This window comes from Paenibacillus sp. YIM B09110 (genome assembly GCF_037167145.1).
Taxonomy (GTDB): domain Bacteria; phylum Bacillota; class Bacilli; order Paenibacillales; family Paenibacillaceae; genus Pristimantibacillus.
The window spans coordinates 494785-512747 of the sequence record NZ_JBANSP010000003.1 but is presented as its reverse complement, the minus strand read 5'-3'; the positions used below and the strand labels follow the sequence as shown (position 1 = coordinate 512747).

Sequence of the window (17963 nt, the reverse complement as noted above, 5' to 3'; positions counted from 1 at the left end):
GCTGGAGCTCATCAGAGCTCCAGCGCTTCTTTATTATCGCGACATTAGCGTATAATCCCTACTTTAGCCAACCTGAAGTTCGTTCCTGAGCAATCCGGCCGATTGCCATGAATGACCTCAACCTCGAAACGGTGCTTGCGAGGCAGCCAGTCGTCTCCATAATAGCTCAAGCGATACCAGCCGTCAGCGCCGACCCAGTCGGGTCGCTCGCGCTGCTCGGTCTGCCACTCTCCTCCATCAATGCGATAACGGAATTCCGCAGAAGCCTTACCGAAGTCAAAGCCAAGCGCCAGCCCCCTCCCTTCAAATTCGAAAGAAAGCCGGGCGCCTATCGCTGCCGTCTCCAATACACGATCAATCCATTCATAATAAGGCCATCTGCGAAGCGTCCATGGTCCAGTCGTATGAATGCTCTCCAATGGCAGCTCATACACATCGTCCCAGCATTTCGCATCGAGCGGTGCCGGCAGCTCTGCGGGAGCTGCATGCTCAGAAGCTTCATCTGCGCAGCTGTCTGAATCGACTGAAGCCGCCTTATCAAGCTGCTGGCGCAAAAATTGGATGACGCTCGCCCCGTAGCTTAGACTTCCTCTGCTCGTTGGATGCAAGCCGTCAGGCAGCCACTCCTCGAAGCGGATGAGTCCCCGCTTCACTTCCTCAAATGCATGCAAGCCCATCCAAATAGAGCTAATACCGTAATGGTCGGCAATTCGTTCGAACTCACCGATCGTGTCTGGTACTTCGCCACTTGACATCGCTTCATACATGCCGGAGGAATACGTATACACAAGAACGACATCCCGCTCTCCGTCTGCAAGCAGTTGGCGGATTAACCCTTCGCGAGAACGCCCCCGCTGCTCAGACGCCGTGCCTTCGTCGTTAACCGCGTATTCGACGAATACGAGATCACAGCCGCGATCGATCAAGTCCCGCTTCGCGCGGAACGCTGCCAAATCGCTGCCGGTCGCCCCGATTGCCGCATTTTCCACAGCGATACGGGTATGCGGGAATTGCTCCGCCAGCCAGCCAATAACCGGCTCTGGCCAGTTATGCCTTGGTCTGGCATCCGTAATCGAACCGCCTATAAAGCCGACGGTCAATTTTCCCTCAATAATTTTTGCCTTCGTATGCTTCAAAGAGCCTCGATGCTTCCACACCTGTAGCGTCATGGTTATACTCGCCTCCGCTTATTTATGTTTTCTCCGATTGCGGTTATGCATCAGAATGCCCGCTATTATTCCAGCTGCTATTACCGCTACGAGACCAATTGCGCCTGCAGCCATCCTTCCATCTGCAGAATCAGAATCTCCGTCGTCCTCTGCAGCAGCGGCAACCTCCCGTGATGCCTCGCCTTCTATCGCAACAGTTGAGCCGTCCGCCTGCGATGGCTCATCTCCGTCTGCTTCCGGTTGAACCTGCTCTGCCGTTGCCTCCGGATCATTAGACGATACGCCCACGATCGCCGTACCTGACTTCGCAAGGTTATAGCCGATGACCTCACCGCTCCAGAAATGCATCCGCAGCTTAACGTCGCCATCACTCAGCTGTTCTAGAAATTCTTTCGTCAATGTAATCGCGCTGAGGTCATACGCCGGCTTATAGGAATGCGCCATTTCTTTAAATGGCGTCCAATCATTAGGGCCCGTGTTTCGTCCGTCTGCGTATACCGCCTCCATCGTCGCAAGCCGATCGCCCTTGAAAGCCGTCGGAATAGACAATCCGCCGCTTGTTCCTTCCGTATTTTTAAGAATCGGAGTATTGTAATGAATAATATGGATATGCCAGTCCGCGCCTGCGGAGAATACGGCAGTTAGAGATGCCATTATGCCGTAATCATCCGTTAGCAACGACTTAATCAAATTAGCCTTGATCGTGAGCGTATCCCCGGTCAGCTCGTAATCTCCTCCCTCAGCAAGCACTTTGTCCCCTTGCCGAAGCTCGGTTAACGTATTGCCGTACAGTTGAAGCGTAACGTTCTGATCCGCTGCTTCTGCATCCTTCTTCACGAATAGCTGATCGGCAGACGCAGTCGACGATCGCCCATTAGCAGAAGCTTTCATAACGGCGTACAGCTCAGGATCTTTCCATTCGAAAAGTCGTCTGTCAAAGTGCTGCCCGTTGTCCCATAGCATCGTAGTCAACTGCTTCTGCTTCGCGTAATACCCCAAATACTCGAAATATTTGAGCTTTTCTCCTTGCTCGATCGTGTCTACCGACTTATCGAAGCCAAGCAGACCGAATTCCCCGACAATGACCGGAATCCCCTTGGCAACGAACGTCTCATGAACGCGATCGAACGTTTGAACAAGATCATTGCGCGCCTCTTCGTTGAACGTCGTAACTCCGCCAAGATTAACGCTGAAAGGATAGAAACCGTAATAATGAACCGTGGCAATAATCCGTTTGTCATCCAGCTTGGCGATTGTTTTATCCAACTCATTCAATCTTTTCTGCGAGGACGATGCTGTCAGCGTTGAAAGCACGATCGGCCTCAGCTTATTCGATCCTCCCGAGCCGCGAACAATCGAGTGAAAGGAAGTGTTCAATTCATCCAGCATAACAAAGTAAGTTTCCGTATCTCTGCCCCAATCTTCCGAGAAACGGGGCTCATTAATGCCCTCGAACATCAACTCCATCGGATAATCCTTGAAGCGGTCCGCAATTTGTACCCATGCCGACTTGTATCTGCCTAATACGTCGTCATGATTCGATTCCATATCGAATATCCAGTGCGAATCGTGATGGAGGTTAATCATGACGTACAGTCCCGCATCAAGCGACCAATCCACAACCGCCTGAATCCGATCCATGAACGCAGCATCAATACGGTAATCGGGCGCATCGCCCATTCTGTGCTTCCATGTAATCGGAATACGAATGCTTCGATAGCCTTGACTGGCCAGACTATCAATTAATTCCTTCGATGTAGCCGGATTGCCCCATGACGTCTCCGAGCCGGTAGCATCGAATGTATTGCCCAAATTCCAGCCTGGCTGCATCGCATCTACATAAGACTGCATATTCATCTCATTCCCCTCCTTCTTCTTATCCGCGTAAAGCGGCTGTGCCGACAAGCCTATCCCAGCTAACACAATGGTAACGCATACAATCACAATCGCAATCGCAGACAAGCTGAGTTTCTTCATCCCACCTGTCCCCTTTCCTGTATACGAATAAGAGCAGCTTGCCTTAACGTGTTATGAGAAATGCCATATCCGATCGATCGCTTGCCGGAGCCGTCAGCTTAAGCGCGCCATTCTCCGGTAGGACAACGGACGTTCCAGCCGCTTCTCCCGTCCACGCATCAAACCATGTCACCTTAGCCTCGCCTTCCCCGAACCCGTTAATCGTTGCCGTCTTTCCTCCGATTGGGCCATTCTCGCTAACAAGCCAACCATAGGACGATTTCGCTCCAACCATCGTCCAGCCTTCGCTATCCTGCAGCTCTATGGATGGCGGCTCGGCCGCGCTAAGTCGCGGATTGCGCAGTTTGACTACCGCCGCTTCCGCCGCCTTATCCGTGCTAGAAGCATAGACCTTAACGCCCCAGCCGCTAATTTGGTCAAGCTGCTCGCCCGTGACCTGCTTGCCTTCCCGCCAATAGCCGGCAGGAACATCCGATAGAGGAACACGCAGCGTCGTCCATTCTCCGCTCTGCAATACGACGTCGCTGGCTTCGTCGCCTTCTGTCCAATTACCGTTAGGCATCAGCACCGGTCTAGCTTTAAGCGGCTCTGCTCCTTCATATTCGGCAAATACGTCTATTAGCAACTCGTCATAACCTTGCCAGTCTGACTTCCCGCCAGCTTGCTGCAGGAAACCTTGCGCATAGCTTCCCGTTGCGAACCGCATCGACGTCTGTATCGCTCCGTCGACTGCCCCCGGCTTGAACAGCGCCCCCGTCGCATCCTTATTCGCTTCCGGCCAGTCTGGCATCAACCAATCCGCCGCATCGGCTCCATCTTCAAGCAGCGCCTCATGCGCTAATTGCCGATTCACTTTAGGCGTCTCCATCGCAACCGGCTGCCGCTGCTCGGAGAAGTCGATCTTCTGAACGAATGAAGCGAAGACGTTCATTTGCTTATACATCTCATCGTTATAGCTCTCAAGCGCCCACCAGATAGGACCCGATGCTGCGCCGTTCGCTAGCGAAGACCACATCGAGTTATGATGGACAACGGCGTCTGTTACATTGCCGGTCTCTCCGGTCATGACGGGTTTCTCGTATTGCTTCCATCTCGCCCCAATATCTTCCGCGTACGCGCCAAAGTTCAGATCGTAATAGTTCTCGCGATCCGCAATATCGAGCGTCTTGTAGCCATGATCCCAGAAGTCCTCTCCTCCGCCGGCCATTGAGCCCATCGTTGGATGTCCGTAAGGATCGTTCGCCTTGAAATAGTTATGCACCTTCGCTACCCAAGCGTTCGCCTCGTCTTGGCGGCCGAACGCCCAGCCGTCCGTTCCATTAATCTCGGTAATCAAGTTCCATATGCCGATAGAGGAGCTATAACCCCACCGAGCAATCATATAGCGGTACAGCTTCTCCTGATATTTCCACATTTCTTCGCTGCTATAGAACTCTTCCGCCGATCCGAGCGTCGAGTAAGCGCTGCGCTTCCAGGTCGCCGGCCAGTTCTCGATTTCATCAGCCAAGGAGTCATGCGGCCAAATAACAAAATTCATATGAAGATTGCGCGCATCGAACCAGTCGACCAGTTCATCTATGCGGAAGCCCTTCAACATATCGTAGCTGCCGATTCCGGAAGCAGTTGATTCCAGCTGTTCCTTGCCGCCGCCCATGCCCGCGTTGTCGTAGTTGCCATTCCAATACGTAACGAGATTGCCGCCATTGTCTGCGATCTTCGTCAAGTTAGTTTCTGTTATTCCCCACGGGTACGCGACTCCAACCCCATAGAAGGAAGAACCGTCGTCGTATTCGAAGAAACGTTTATTCGTATCGGATACGCGTATCCAGCCCTTATTCGCGCCTTGCTCGGCAACGAACTCCGCTTCCTCGCTAACCGAAGTTCCTGACTTATCCGTCATAGCAACTTTATACCGCCATGTCCCACTCTCATTCGGCGCGAACCTCAGCCGCCATGCCGCTCCGTTATAGAAGCCGTTGATCCGCCACTCCTTGCCGCTAGGCGCAAGGAAAACGGCCCGTACGTCAATCTCCTCCGGATCGTACGGATTAACGTATTCGGCCTTCATGTCCAGCGCAAGTTCAAGCTTGTCATAAGTGATCAGCGTGACCGGCTTCGGATTTTCTCCCTCTTCTTCAGCTTCATTTCCTACTTTTGCTTTTATCGAATTAATCACAGGCCCCGCATCACCGTCCGGGTCTTGCAAAACAAGAATTCGCGCTTGAGCAGAATCAGAATTACCTATATCGTTGATCTGCCATACAACGAATACCGCCAAAATGATGACGAAGAGTGACGCACCCGCTATGAACCACTGTTTTCTTTTAAACATGTCGGCCCCCTATTAAGAACGATCTCTATTTCAATTCCTGTCCAGATTTGAGTGGAATTTGTACAGCCAAACGGCATCTACAGACGAAAAATTAACTTTTCATTGGAAAACGTACAGCCTACTTCGCCCAAATTGTCCGAATATGCCAAAACACTCTCCTTAGCCTGCATGAAATCCATTCAAATTGCTTATTTCGAGCGTTTGAGCCCATTTGGTTGGATGAAATCCATTCACATTCGCTATACTTATTGCTGAATTTCGAACAAAAGGCCGGAGAACCTTCTTGCCCGTCCCCAGCCTTTGTTCAAATCTTTTTATACGACTTTAACCTGACTTTCAGCCAAGTAATCAATCATCGAGCTTACTGTAATTGCGTTAGTTGCGGTTGGTTTGCTTACTGCTTCGCCTTCCTCGCGATTCACGAAATGAACGACCTTCGTTACGCCCGGGATCAGATCGAAGAAGTTATCGGTGAAGCGGCCCGCGCGCTCCGTCTTCAGCCATACTTGCTTCGCCAGCTTATCCGTCGAAAGCTCGTACGCCGTTCCATTGCTGCCTGCTACTTCCTTCACTGCAATCGTTGCCGACTCTAGCTGAAGCTCCTTCGCGCTAGCGAAGTAGAATAGCTTGCTGATCGCAGAAGCTTCACTACCCCCGGCAGCAGCAAACTCCGCATGCAGCACAACGGAGCCCGCTTCGCGTCCACCGAGCCATTCGCTTTCGTTCAGCGAATAAATAACAGCAGCGCTATTGCCTTGCATAGCTACTGAAGCAGTCGCTTCTCTTACCAGCCCACCTGAGAAATCGTACAGTTTCAGCGTAAGAATTCCTTCGGCCGGTTCAAGCTTATCCGTAACCAAATGAACGCGCACATGTCCGTCTTCCGAACGGTCGAATGAAAGGATCGTATCTTCGAAGCTATGCTTCGCGTAATATTGCATTGCTTTCCACTTGCCGTAATAATCAATGCCCGCCCATGAAGCGACCGGCCAGCAATCATTCATCTGCCAGTAGAGCGTACCCATGCAATACGGCATCCGACGACGATGCGCCTCGATAGCCATCTTCATCGCTTCCGCTTGCAGCACTTGGCTCATATACAGGAACGACGGGAAATCTTTCGGCTCGTTCATATAGATGTCCATATATTGCTTGATGAGACGATTGCCGTCGCCATTCTTCTGATGGGCGCGCATTACCTTCGAGTCTAGCGCCAGGTCCTGCTCGGTCGCAAACGTCATGACCGTATCGTACTCAGGGAATGACTGGAAGCCGTATTCGCTCATAAAGCGGCCAATCTTCACATTGTAGTTCTCGAACGGCTCAACCGCATGCCATACGCCCCAATAATGGACGTCGCCTTCCGTCGTGAGCGGATGCGCATGCTGGTTAATGTCGCCGGATACCGATACGATCGGAGAGGACGGCCAATAATCGATGCCAGGTGCATAGCTCGCCACGACGTCAGGCAATATACGGTGGAAGATCGCTTCATAATCCGCCCAGATCGTCTCGCGTTGCTCGGCCGTATAGCTCTTCTTCCAGCCCCAGCCGCCTGTCTCATCGTATTGCGCCCAAGCGGAATCGATCTCATTGTTGCCGCACCATAATACGACGGACGGATGATTGCGCAGACGCTTCACGTTCTGTTCCGCTTCCGATCTCACATTGGCAAGGAACGCCTCGTCGCCCGGATACATGCTGCATGCGAACATGAAGTCCTGCCAGACGAGAATGCCGTATTCGTCGCACAGCTCATAGAATACAGACTGTTCATAGATGCCGCCGCCCCATATGCGAAGCATGTTCATGTTCGACTCCGCTGCCGATGCGATCTCATGTCTGTATCGCTCAGCTGTCACTTCCGTAATGAAGCTGTCATTCGGAATATGATTTGCGCCTTTCGCGAATACGGGCACGCCGTTCAGCTCGAAGTAGAAACTTGCGCCGACGGCATCCTTTTCCCTTACAAGCTTTACCTTGCGCAAGCCGGTACGAACCGATTTATCGGCAACGACCTTATCGCCCGCAAGCAGCTTAGCCGAGAAGCTGTACAGATGAGCTTCGCCCAGACCTCTGCTCCACCATAACTTCGGACCCTCGATGACAACCGGAACGGCGAGTGTTTGTTTGCCCGCCTTCACGCTTACTTCGCTTTCCCAAGTCAAGCCATCTGCTGAAAGGTGAATCGTCCCGCTCCAATCCTGCTCGGATTCCAGCTCGACATGCACCGTCAGCTCCGCCGCTGAAGCGGATACCTCATTCTGCTCTACGTACAGATCGGATATGACGCTTTCGGACCAGCCTTCCAGCCGAGCCTCTCTCCATATGCCGCTCGTAACGAAGCGCGGGCCCCAGTCCCAGCCGTAATGATAAGGCGCTTTGCGCGCAAAAATACTAACTTTATCGTCGCCTAAACCGCCAAGCTCGGACTGGTCGTTCGAAGCCGGCAGATTATAGCCAAGCGCCTCGATCTTAGGCAGATCCTCGCGTATCGGCGAGCGGAACACAATATGAAGGCTGTTGCCTTGCTCTTTCACATAGGCCTTCACATCCGCGCGCCATGAACGGAACATATTGTTTGCAGACAATACATGCTCGCCATTCACATAGACTTCGGCATACGTGTCAAGTCCGTCGAATACGAGCTCGATCGACGATAAAGCCAGTAAGCTGCGCGGCACGTCAAAGGTAGATTCGTATTCCCAATCTATTTTGTCGATCCATTGCAAATCATGCTCATTCGTCGCATAGAACGGATCTTTGATGACACCATTCTTCAGTAAATCGGTATGAACGCAGCCTGGAACGACGGCCGGGAGCCACTTCTCCTCCTCGACGGACTTAAACTTCCAATTGTTTGTTAGCGTAAATGTTTCTCTCATCATATCCTCCTGTTGTGTGTATCCACTGTAACTTCTGTCGTCCTACCACACTTTTAGTTATTATATTATCTCTCTGTTCATCCTACTTTACCTAACAAGTTAGCGCAATGGATAGCACTTCAAATCGGGAATCTCGTCTCTCGTCACCGAGAATGGATGATGATAGAACTTGAGCAATTGCTGAAGCTCCGTATACTCGCCTGAATACTCCCTATTGCCATCCTTCTCCGTAAAGACAAAGTTGCCATACCACGTACAATTCCATGCCCACGGCGCTTGATCGCGAAGCATCAGATCCGGATCCGGAATCGGGCCGTTCTCCGACAAAGCGATAATCTTGCTTGCTTTCGTATAAGACCGAGCTTTTTGGAACCGTTCGTACTGCGACTCATACGTCTGCGCAGCCGGATAAATATCTTCACCTATAATATCGACGTACTCGTCACCCGGATACCAATCGGCATGCTGCCCGTTCCATACCCAGATGAGATGATTCAGCTTGTGTAGATTCGTCATCCGCTCGTACATCAGCTTCCACAGCTTTATGCAAGGTTCGGCGCCTTTCGCCCCCCACCAGAACCAACCGCCGGACGCTTCATGCAGCGGTCTCCAAAGTACGGGAACGCCCGCCTCCTGCAGCCGCTTCAACTGAATCGTAATCGCGTCGATGTCCCTAATAAGCAGCAAATATTCGTCGGACGTCTCATCGGCCATCGCCTTCTCGATGTCGAACGTTGTGGCGTTCGTATAGAAGCCTCTGTCCCAGTTGCGATCCGGCAACTCGTCGATAAGATCTTTCGGCGCGTTCCAATGCCAGCAAAAAGTGACGATTCCCCCATTATTCCACCAGTCGATCGCAATGTCGGTATCGCTGCATGCGGAACCTCGCTCCGTTCGCGACGGCGAGTAGTTCATGAAGTCGAAACCGTATACCGCTGGATATTTGCCAGTCGTTTCGTAAATGATTTCTACCTCGGGAGAAGTAACGACGCCAATCTGCTGTCCCGTCAATATCCGCTTTCCATACATGTCGCATAAGTAGGTCATGAGCCGCTTCGCATTATCTTCCGCATTCGGATTAACTAGCGTCGGCTCTACTTGAAATGTGGCTTGATCGTTCGTATTTATCATTAGCGGCTTCTCCTATTCATGGCTTTTAACATTTATTAACCGATAATACCGGAACGCTCAACGCTTTCTACGAAGTAGCGCTGTACGATCAAGTACAGGATAATGAGCGGAATAATAGCCAACAAAATTCCCGTATCGATAATGAGAGCGACATGGTTCGGGTCGGCCTTCACATTCGTTCCGCTTCCTACACCCGTCAATACAGGAATAAGCGCGTTCGCCTGAGCCGGCAGCGAAGCGATCTTGATCGGCATAAGCGAAGTCTCGCTCATGAACAGCGACGTATAGATCGTATCGTTGTATTGCCAAACGAAGCAGAACAAGATGACGGTAATGATTGGCGGAATGGCGTTAGGCAGCATAATGCGCAAAAACGTCTTAACGCCGCCAGCGCCGTCGATAAGCGCAGCTTCCTCGATTTCCTTCGGCATCCCTTTGAAAAACTGGCGGAAAATATAGATGAACAGCCCCGCCTTCAGTCCCATTGCCGTAGCCGACGTAATAATCGACGGCCAGTACGTGTTCAACAGATTAACGCCTTCCTTGCCCGTGAATAAGGAGACCAGCCCCAGCACATCGAAGCTTCTAAAGTGCAGGTACATCGGGACGAGCAGCGTGCTGGTCGGCACGAGAATCGTTAAAATAACGAGCGCGAACAAAATATTGCTGCCCGGGAAGCTGAACCTGGCGAATCCGTAGCCGGCGAGCGCGCAAGACGCGGCCGTCAGCAGCGTCGTAATGACGACGAACAGCATCGTGTTGCTAAGCAGCGGGAAGTAATCCAATATTTCCATCGCCAGCTTCAGGTTGTCGAGCGTAAAGTGGACGGGGACCATATAGATCGTCGGATTGTAAATATCGACTTTGTCCTTGAATGCCGTCGAGAACTTCATCAGCAGCGGATAAATGATAATGAACGAGATACCTATGACGAGCAGATAACGGAAGATCGAGAAAAGAATATCAACCGTTTTATTTTTCGCCTTTTGGAGCTTGTATTTGTTCGCTTCACTGCGGACCGCCTCAGAAGCTTGAGCTTCCATCTTGTTTCCTCCTTCGCTATGGCTGGCGCTTAGTTGTAATGGATTCTCTTAGCCAGCACCCATCCAATAATGACGAGTATCAAGCTGACGATAAGCGTATAAATCCATGACATCGCTGAGCTAAGCCCGAAATTTTGCGTTTTGAATGCGGTCGTGAAGATGATGTCGGTAACCGCGCTTCCCGCGAACGAATCGATAACCGTGTAGATGATGTTCGTTAAGATGAGCGGGCTAACCATCGGAAACGTAATTTTCCAGAACGATTCGTAAGCCGTTGCGCCTTCCATCTTAGCTACTTCATACATCGAGCCAGGCACGGATTGCAGTGCCGCCAGGAATATCAGAATTTGAACGCCGGAGCTAGTAATAATCTCATAAATACGCATAATGGCGCTGACGATATAGTCGACGAATGAGATCGGAAGGCCGATATCGCTTAAGATCATAACCATCGACATAATGTTGTATTGCGACGTCGAGCCGCCCATTTCATTCACGACGCTGGCGTCGCCGACAAGATTGATAAGACCTGCCGACTCGGCCGAGGCAATCGCGTTCGATGCCAGAATGACCGGCAGGAAAAAAATCGCCCGTGCGAGCGTTCTTCCCCGGAACTTCTGGTTCAGCAGCGTTGCGGAGAATAAGCTGAAAAACAAGATCATAGGCACGTTGAGCAGCATCTCCGATACCGACTGGGTCAATATCCGGTTGAACGTCGCATCGACGAACAAAGCGTTATTGAAGTTGCTCCAGCCGGCGCCCTCCAGCTCAAAGCCGTTAATGCCTACAGTCAGCTTGCTGAAGCTGAATTGCAGCGATTGGAAGAGCGGCGCCGCGAACAGCAGAACGAAACCGATCAACCAAGGCAGGATGAAGGCGATTCCGAGCAATGAGCGTTTGTGGGCTAGTGTAAGCTTCGTTCCATTCATGGCTGTTCACCGCCTATCGAATATTGTTGTGGTTCAACCGTAACGCCGCCAACGTTCACCGCTTGATCCGTATAATTGACAATGATCGAGCTGCCATTGCTGTACTTCACTTCGACAACACCTTCTTGATGGCGGATATGCTCCACCATCTTCTCGTTTCGGAGAGGCGCAAGCGCGGCATTCGTTTCTTTGTACATAGTCAACGCTTCATCATACCAATCCTTGTAATACGTAGAGAAGTTTGTGTCAAAATGCGTGAACTTCAGCTTCGAGGACGGTTCATACGTCCATGAGAAGTAAGGAGCCGCGCCAAGCTCGATCGCTTTCAGCAATTGCTGCTTCGTATCTTGCTCGTCGCTAAGATTGATCGCTTTGCCTGCATAATCGATGAATCCGTGCACGACCATTTCGTAGAACGGCACCTCTGCATCCGTAATTAGGAATCCGCTGGAAGCAGTCGGCACATCAATCAAGTGATCAGCGAACGGGAATGCGTACGAATTGCCGCCGGCGATCATCGTCTCGCCGATGCTCTCGTCCAGCTTGCCGAGCTGCTCCTTGACGATTTCCTTCGCCGTCTCGCGCTGTACGACCCGGCTAACCCGATAATCAGACGTCAGCATCCCGCCAAGATCACGCAAGGATAGACCCTTCATGCCAAGCTTGTCGTACTGATTAATGAACTTGTCGACGTAATACGGCAGCTTTGCCGGCGACAACAAATAATAAGTGCCCAGCGTCATATCCATTCGGTTTAAAGCCCGGTTGTATGGATACAGCTCCGCTTCTTCACGAGTGACGAACCTCGACGCATCGGATGAAGGAGAAAATGCGCTGTCGTCATGGTACATTTGTTGGAATGCCACATCCGGGAAAAGCATGCCTCCCGCTTCCTCCAGCTGCTTCGCCAGAGCGCTTAGCTCTTTCTTACTGCCAAGCACGCTGTCTGTCTTAAGCTTAACCGGCGTCTTATGGTTGACGCCTTTGCCGAACCAACCGGAATAACGCATCATCAGCCGGTCAACGCCGTCCTGCTTCAGCTCCGATGCAATCTGCGATGCCTCCTTGAAGCTAGTCAACGAGACGACGGCGTCATAAGGAACGCCAAGCATCGATTTTCTTTTGTCAACGGAACCCGTAATCGTCAGATAGAACGGCAATTGCTTATCGCCGCTAAGCGGCTGAAGCGATTGCTCCTTCACAAGCTTCTCTCTATATAGCTCGGCCATACCGGAATAGCTTGCTTGCTCGCTTGGGAGAAAGCTGTATCGAATTTGAATATCGCCGGTATAGATTTGCTCGCCGAGCAATTGAATTTCTTGAATGTTAGCTCCTGTATATAGCTCCAGCTCATCTTCTCCGCGAAGCGCAAAAGTCGTATAAGCATAGTTGTAGGAGTTTTTGCGCCCGCTAATATCGGCCGCGATACTTGCGATCGCGTCGCCTTTCTCAATAACCGCAAACCAAGCTGCTTCGCCCGCCTTCATGCCGAATACCGGCATTCTAGCGCTCTCCGTCACTTGTCCGCGCCGCCAGCTGTTATCATTCGGGTCGAAGCCGTACACCTTCTGAACGTACTGCTCTTCCTTCACTTTGCCGTTGTTCAGATTAATAAGGCTGCCTGAACCGTCAGGCACGAAGATGTAGCCGTCCGTACCCATGTCTGCCGCGCCGAAGAAGTTAAGCAGTTCGATCGAGCCGATCTTGAAGGGACCGCTTTCCTTGATCTGGCTGACAGGAACGGATACGAGCAGCTCGCCGCCGTCCAGACGATATTCCAGCGGGATCGTGAAGGTAGGCTTGTCGCTTGCGCCGCCGCCCGAGACGCCGTTCTCCGCGTTGTCGAAGGCAAGATCCTCTTCGGTATAACCGGCCGCCTCGAAAGCCGCGATCATCTTGTTAAGGACGAGCTGCTTCGATACTTGCTCGTCGAGACGTTCCAATATATCGTCGCTGCCTTCCTTCGGATAATATCGCGTCGAGACGTATCTCGCTTGCGATGCATCGAGCTTAGAGATCAGCTTTTCTTCCATTCGCGCCTTGCTAATATACTTCGGCAGCGCATCGACGCCAAGCGACATATCGCCAAGTGTATAAGTAATGCGCACACCGTTAGCGATGCTCTCCACTGTGAACTGCTTCGAGCTGATGCTCTTAGCGAAGTTCGTGAACGTATTCAGCGTCCCTACGGAATCGCGATAGCTTACTGACACCTGCGATGACATGACTTCTTTCTCGTATGGCGAAGCTATCGTATCTTCAGCGCGCTTCTCCGGATTGCTGTACCATATCCGGTTCTCGCGCTTATCCTTAACGGCGACTTCCGTCGTCTCCGGATTGAAATACAGCGACGTCTCCTCATTATCCGCTACGAGCTTCATCCCCGGCACGCCTTGCGACGAATCCGGCAGAGCCTTCAATTCGCTTCCGGCCGCAAGCTCGGCAGTCGTCTCCATGTAAGAGGCTGTGTCCACAGCCTTCACGCCGCGGTCAATAACGAGTATAAGCACAGCGGCAATGACGATAATTGCTGCGACACAAGAAAGCGCCGCAACGAGAATCTTTCTGTTTTTCACTTGATGCGGCCTCCTTTACGTACGGAAAATAAGTTCCCGATAAATGTTGACGATGAATTCATAGATTTGCTGCATCATACTCAATACAAGCGTTCCGAGGAACACGATGATGCCCATAACGATTACCGTAAGGACCATCGTTACAATCGTCTTCAGCGCCGAATATTGGTGTACGGTCATCGTGCCTACGAACAGCAAGCCGATGAACCATATCGTCGAGATCGAATTAAATAAATAGTAGAATGCTGTTTCTTCCTGCACCATGAACCGGCTGGCAATCGTAAACGGTACATAGATGAGCACGAGCGGCAGAAGCGCATAACCCGTGGCCATAACAATTTCCTTGAACTTGCCTTCGCCGTCCATTAACGTCGTAATAGCCCAGTTCGATACGCACCATAAGAAGAATGGGAATACGATTGTAATAAGCTGCGTCAAACTGTTCAGATACCGCGGATCGTTGTAGTTGACGAGGAATCCTGCGAACTGATTTTGCAAAATAACCGACAGGATGACCAAAGCCAGAATGAACAAAGCGACGCGCACCTTGCCTTTACCGTCATACTTCATATCCCAGAAACCGTCGAACGGATGTACGATCAGATGCAGCGGAAATTTGATGAAATCTTGCTTCATAGCGCTTTGCCCTCCCCTGTCGATTGATTCAACTTCAGCTTAACCTTGCGATAGCGGCTGATGACGCGATAAAGCTTGAACGCAAGCCATATTGCCGCAAGCGCGACGATGACCGACAATAACGTTCCGAAATGTTCCTTCATATATTCTCGGCGATAACGCTTGTAGGCGACCGAATAACCGTCCCGATCCATGCCGAGCTTAAAATATTTAATCGCTTCTTTATTCCGCTTCTCCATGAGCAGCGACTTGCCGATGCCTATATAGGCAATATCGTAGTTGGAATTCAGACGCAGCACCTCTTCCCATACCGGTACTGCCAGCTTGTCATCGCCGTTATGGTGAAGCGCGACCGCTTCATTAATCTTCAATCCGAACTTCGTCGGTTTAAAGACGATGATATTGCTTTTGCCCCTGTCGAGCACGAGCCGATCGTCGCCGATGCTCTCGATCGCGACCGGCGTCTTGAACGTGCCTGCCTGGTTGCTCTTGCCGCCGTAGACGTAGAGCAGATCGCCTTCGTCGTTGTACGTGAATATTCGTCCTTGATTGGAATCAAGTACGCTGTACATGCCGCCCTCTTGCACCTTCACGTCGATCAGCTTCGAGGGTCCAACCGACAGCCGGTACCGAATGTCGCCTCTGACATCGAAGTAGCCGTATCGCTTCAGCACGTCCTCGCCTGAAGGATTAAGCCGCTTTACGGGCTCCTGAGATCCCGGGTCGATATTGGTGGCATATACGAAACCTTTCGCATCGATGTCAATATTGGAAAATTCGGTCGGGATGAATAACATCATCTGCGCCTTCTGGGCTTTCGTCGAGAACAGTCTCCAGAAAAACTCCGTGTAATCGCGCTGCACTTTATTCGTCCCTACGAAGCCGATGAACTCGCCGTCCGGATCGAATTGCATAATCCCCTCGAACATCCCTTGAGCGATGACGAATATACGCTTCGCTTTGTCAACCGTTACCTTGATCGGCGCGAACTTAAAGTCGCTCGCCAATATTTCGGACTTGGGCTGCTCGATTAAGCGAATGAAGCTGCCGTCCGTATCTAAGACAACGACGCGCCCATTGTCCGTATCGGCAATGTACATCATGCCGTCACCGTCAACGTACATGCCGGACGGGTTCTTGAAGCCGTCCTCCTTGCCGTCTTTCACGAAGCTCGATATGATGTCTTGCACGCGCCACTCCCCGTCGATGCGTACGATTCGGTTGTTGCCGCTGTCGACCACGTAGATGAGACCTTTATCGTCCACGACCATATCGGCCGGCTCAATGAAGTCGCCTACGCCGAGTTCTTTGCCGGAGACGACGCGACCCGGCACGTAAGACGCAGGTGCGGGAACGGCTTCTTCCCAGTAATTGTAGTTGTAGCTCTCATAAGGCGTAGACGAAGCGTACGCCGGCGCGGGCGCTGCATTAATGAACAGTAGGGAAGCCGCCGCGACTACGAGAAACCATTTTTTCGCTGTCAAGTGCTGTCCCTCCTTAATCCTTCATTCCTGAAGTAGCCATAGTCTCGATAATGCGGCTCTGCGAGAATACGAACAGCGTAATCGGCACGCTCATGAGAATGAGCGCCACTGCTGCCGCCGCGCCGGCACGGGCAATACCGCCCTGCACGATCTGATTAGCCGCGAAGTGCAGCGATTTGAGCTGCTCGCTGTAGATGAAGCCGTTGCCGTCGCTGCCCCATAAAATCTGGAACAGCAAAATAATGAGCGTTAACCATGCTGGCTTCACGTTCGGCATAACGATGGTCCAGAAGATGCGATACTCGCTCGCGCCGTCGATCTTGGCTGCTTCCAGCAGCACATCCGGAATTTGCTCCATGAATTGCTTCATTAGATATAAGCCAAGCGAATACGCGAACGCCGGTATAATTACCGCCCAGTACGTATCGATAAGACCGATCCACGACATAATCATATAAGTCGGAATGGCCGTTACGGCCGGCGTGAACATCAGCGACAGAACGACAATCGTGAACATGAAGCCTTTGCCCGGGAACCGATGCTTGGCAAGCGGGTAAGCCGCTGCCGACGCCAGGAGCACATGGCCGATAATGCCCATGCCCGTAATAAATACGGTGTTAAAAATATATCTGGAGAAGGGTACCCAGGAATTGCCTAGCAGGTTGATTAAGTCCACGAAGTTGTTCATCGTCGGATTGCGGACGAACAGCGTCGGCGGGAACATAAAGATTTCATCCAGCGGCTTGAATGCGTTGTTGATCGCATAGATAAGCGGCAGAATCATGAATGCGCCGAATAAGGTCAACAGTGCAAATAGCGAGAAGCTGCCCCAGAACGAGCGGTTGACCCGCTTCTTGCGAAGTCGAAACGAGAACGTCATCAGCTCATTCACCTACCTTACGAAGAAGTTTTTGTACAAGGATGTTCGTTCCGACCATAATCATGAACAGCACCGTCGCGATGGAAGAAGCGTAGCCCATCTCGAACCTTGTCGTGCCGTAATCGATTAGGTGCGTAACGATCGTCTCCGCCGCATAGTTGACGCTCGGGAATCCCGCGAGCGCGATGGATACGTCGGCCACAGCGAACGCCGAGGTCAACTGAATAACCGCGCCGAACATGAGCTGCGGACGCATCGAAGGCAGCGTTATATACCATAGCTCCTGCCAACGGTTCTTAATCCCGTCAACCGCGCCGGCCTCATACAGCGTGCCGTCAACCGTCTGCAAGCCGGCGATGAAAGCCAGGAAGCCTGTACCGAGACTGAGCCACAGCTGTACAAGAATAATGATCGGCAATACGTAAGCTTCGGTCTTCAGCCATTGCAGCGGCTCGAGAATAATGCCGAGCTTGATAAGCAAGCCGTTCGCGATTCCGTAACGGTCGCCGGAGAAGATCATCAGCCAAATGAAGAACACGTTGCCGGAAATCGACGGCGCGTAGAAGACGAGCGTCATTACGGCTCTTAGCTTCGGCGACAGCTCATTAATAATCCAGGCAAACACGAAGCAGGCGATATAACTGATCGGCCCGGTAATGACGGCGAACAGAATCGTATTTTTGATCGCGATCAAGAAGACGTCATCCTCTAGAAACAGCCGCGTATAGTTCTGCCAGCCGATAAATTTCGGAAATTCCAACATATTAAAGTACGTAAAGCTCAGTACAATCGATATCAACACCGGCAATACCGTAAATACGGTGAACAACAGCATGTACGGAGCCAGCAAAATGTACGAATGCTTAGCCGCTTTCGCTTCCCGCAACTTCAGGCTCAACCAGTTTTGCACGCTTAACCCCC

At 51.6% G+C, this 17963-nt stretch carries 12 protein-coding genes; all 12 read right to left on the bottom strand.

The window, feature by feature from the left end; genetic code table 11:
• Positions 1-44: 44 nt before the first annotated feature.
• Positions 45-1169, bottom strand: a complete 1125-nt coding sequence (locus V8F51_RS06745) for an SGNH/GDSL hydrolase family protein (RefSeq protein WP_337099363.1) — start codon at positions 1167-1169, stop codon at positions 45-47.
• An 18-nt stretch (positions 1170-1187) separates the two neighbouring features.
• Positions 1188-3146: a cellulase family glycosylhydrolase gene (locus V8F51_RS06740; protein WP_337099362.1), complete on the bottom strand. Its 1959-nt coding sequence runs from the start codon at positions 3144-3146 to the stop codon at positions 1188-1190.
• 43 nt (positions 3147-3189) lie between these two features.
• A complete protein-coding gene (locus V8F51_RS06735; protein ID WP_337099361.1) occupies positions 3190-5478 on the bottom strand; it encodes a DUF5060 domain-containing protein in 2289 nt (762 codons plus the stop codon).
• Between the two features lie 314 nt (positions 5479-5792).
• Complete coding sequence (locus tag V8F51_RS06730; protein ID WP_337099360.1) at positions 5793-8363, bottom strand: beta-mannosidase; 2571 nt, start codon at positions 8361-8363, stop codon at positions 5793-5795.
• A 99-nt stretch (positions 8364-8462) separates the two neighbouring features.
• Entirely contained in the window at positions 8463-9494 is a 1032-nt protein-coding gene (locus V8F51_RS06725; RefSeq protein WP_337099359.1) for a glycosyl hydrolase, read from the bottom strand.
• A gap of 35 nt (positions 9495-9529) precedes the next feature.
• Positions 9530-10537, bottom strand: coding sequence for a carbohydrate ABC transporter permease (locus V8F51_RS06720; RefSeq protein WP_337099357.1), 1008 nt, complete (start codon positions 10535-10537; stop codon positions 9530-9532).
• 29 nt (positions 10538-10566) lie between these two features.
• A complete protein-coding gene (locus V8F51_RS06715; protein ID WP_337099356.1) occupies positions 10567-11466 on the bottom strand; it encodes a carbohydrate ABC transporter permease in 900 nt (299 codons plus the stop codon).
• Positions 11463-14042, bottom strand: coding sequence for a DUF5696 domain-containing protein (locus V8F51_RS06710; RefSeq protein WP_337099355.1), 2580 nt, complete (start codon positions 14040-14042; stop codon positions 11463-11465). Before V8F51_RS06710 ends, V8F51_RS06715 begins: the two co-directional genes overlap by 4 nt.
• Before the next feature lie 15 nt (positions 14043-14057).
• Positions 14058-14678, bottom strand: a complete 621-nt coding sequence (locus tag V8F51_RS06705; RefSeq protein WP_337099353.1) for a Yip1 family protein — start codon at positions 14676-14678, stop codon at positions 14058-14060.
• On the bottom strand, positions 14675-16162 hold the full coding sequence (locus tag V8F51_RS06700; RefSeq protein WP_337099352.1) for an NHL repeat-containing protein: 1488 nt from the start codon (positions 16160-16162) through the stop codon (positions 14675-14677). Before V8F51_RS06700 ends, V8F51_RS06705 begins: the two co-directional genes overlap by 4 nt.
• A gap of 13 nt (positions 16163-16175) precedes the next feature.
• The gene (locus V8F51_RS06695; protein WP_337099383.1) at positions 16176-17042 is read right to left on the bottom strand and encodes a carbohydrate ABC transporter permease; all 867 of its coding nucleotides are present in this window, start codon (positions 17040-17042) and stop codon (positions 16176-16178) included.
• Positions 17043-17046: 4 nt separating this feature from the next.
• Positions 17047-17952 (bottom strand): carbohydrate ABC transporter permease, encoded by a 906-nt coding sequence (locus tag V8F51_RS06690; RefSeq protein ID WP_442049257.1) that lies wholly within the window; start codon positions 17950-17952, stop codon positions 17047-17049.
• Between the last annotated feature and the right edge of the window lie 11 nt (positions 17953-17963).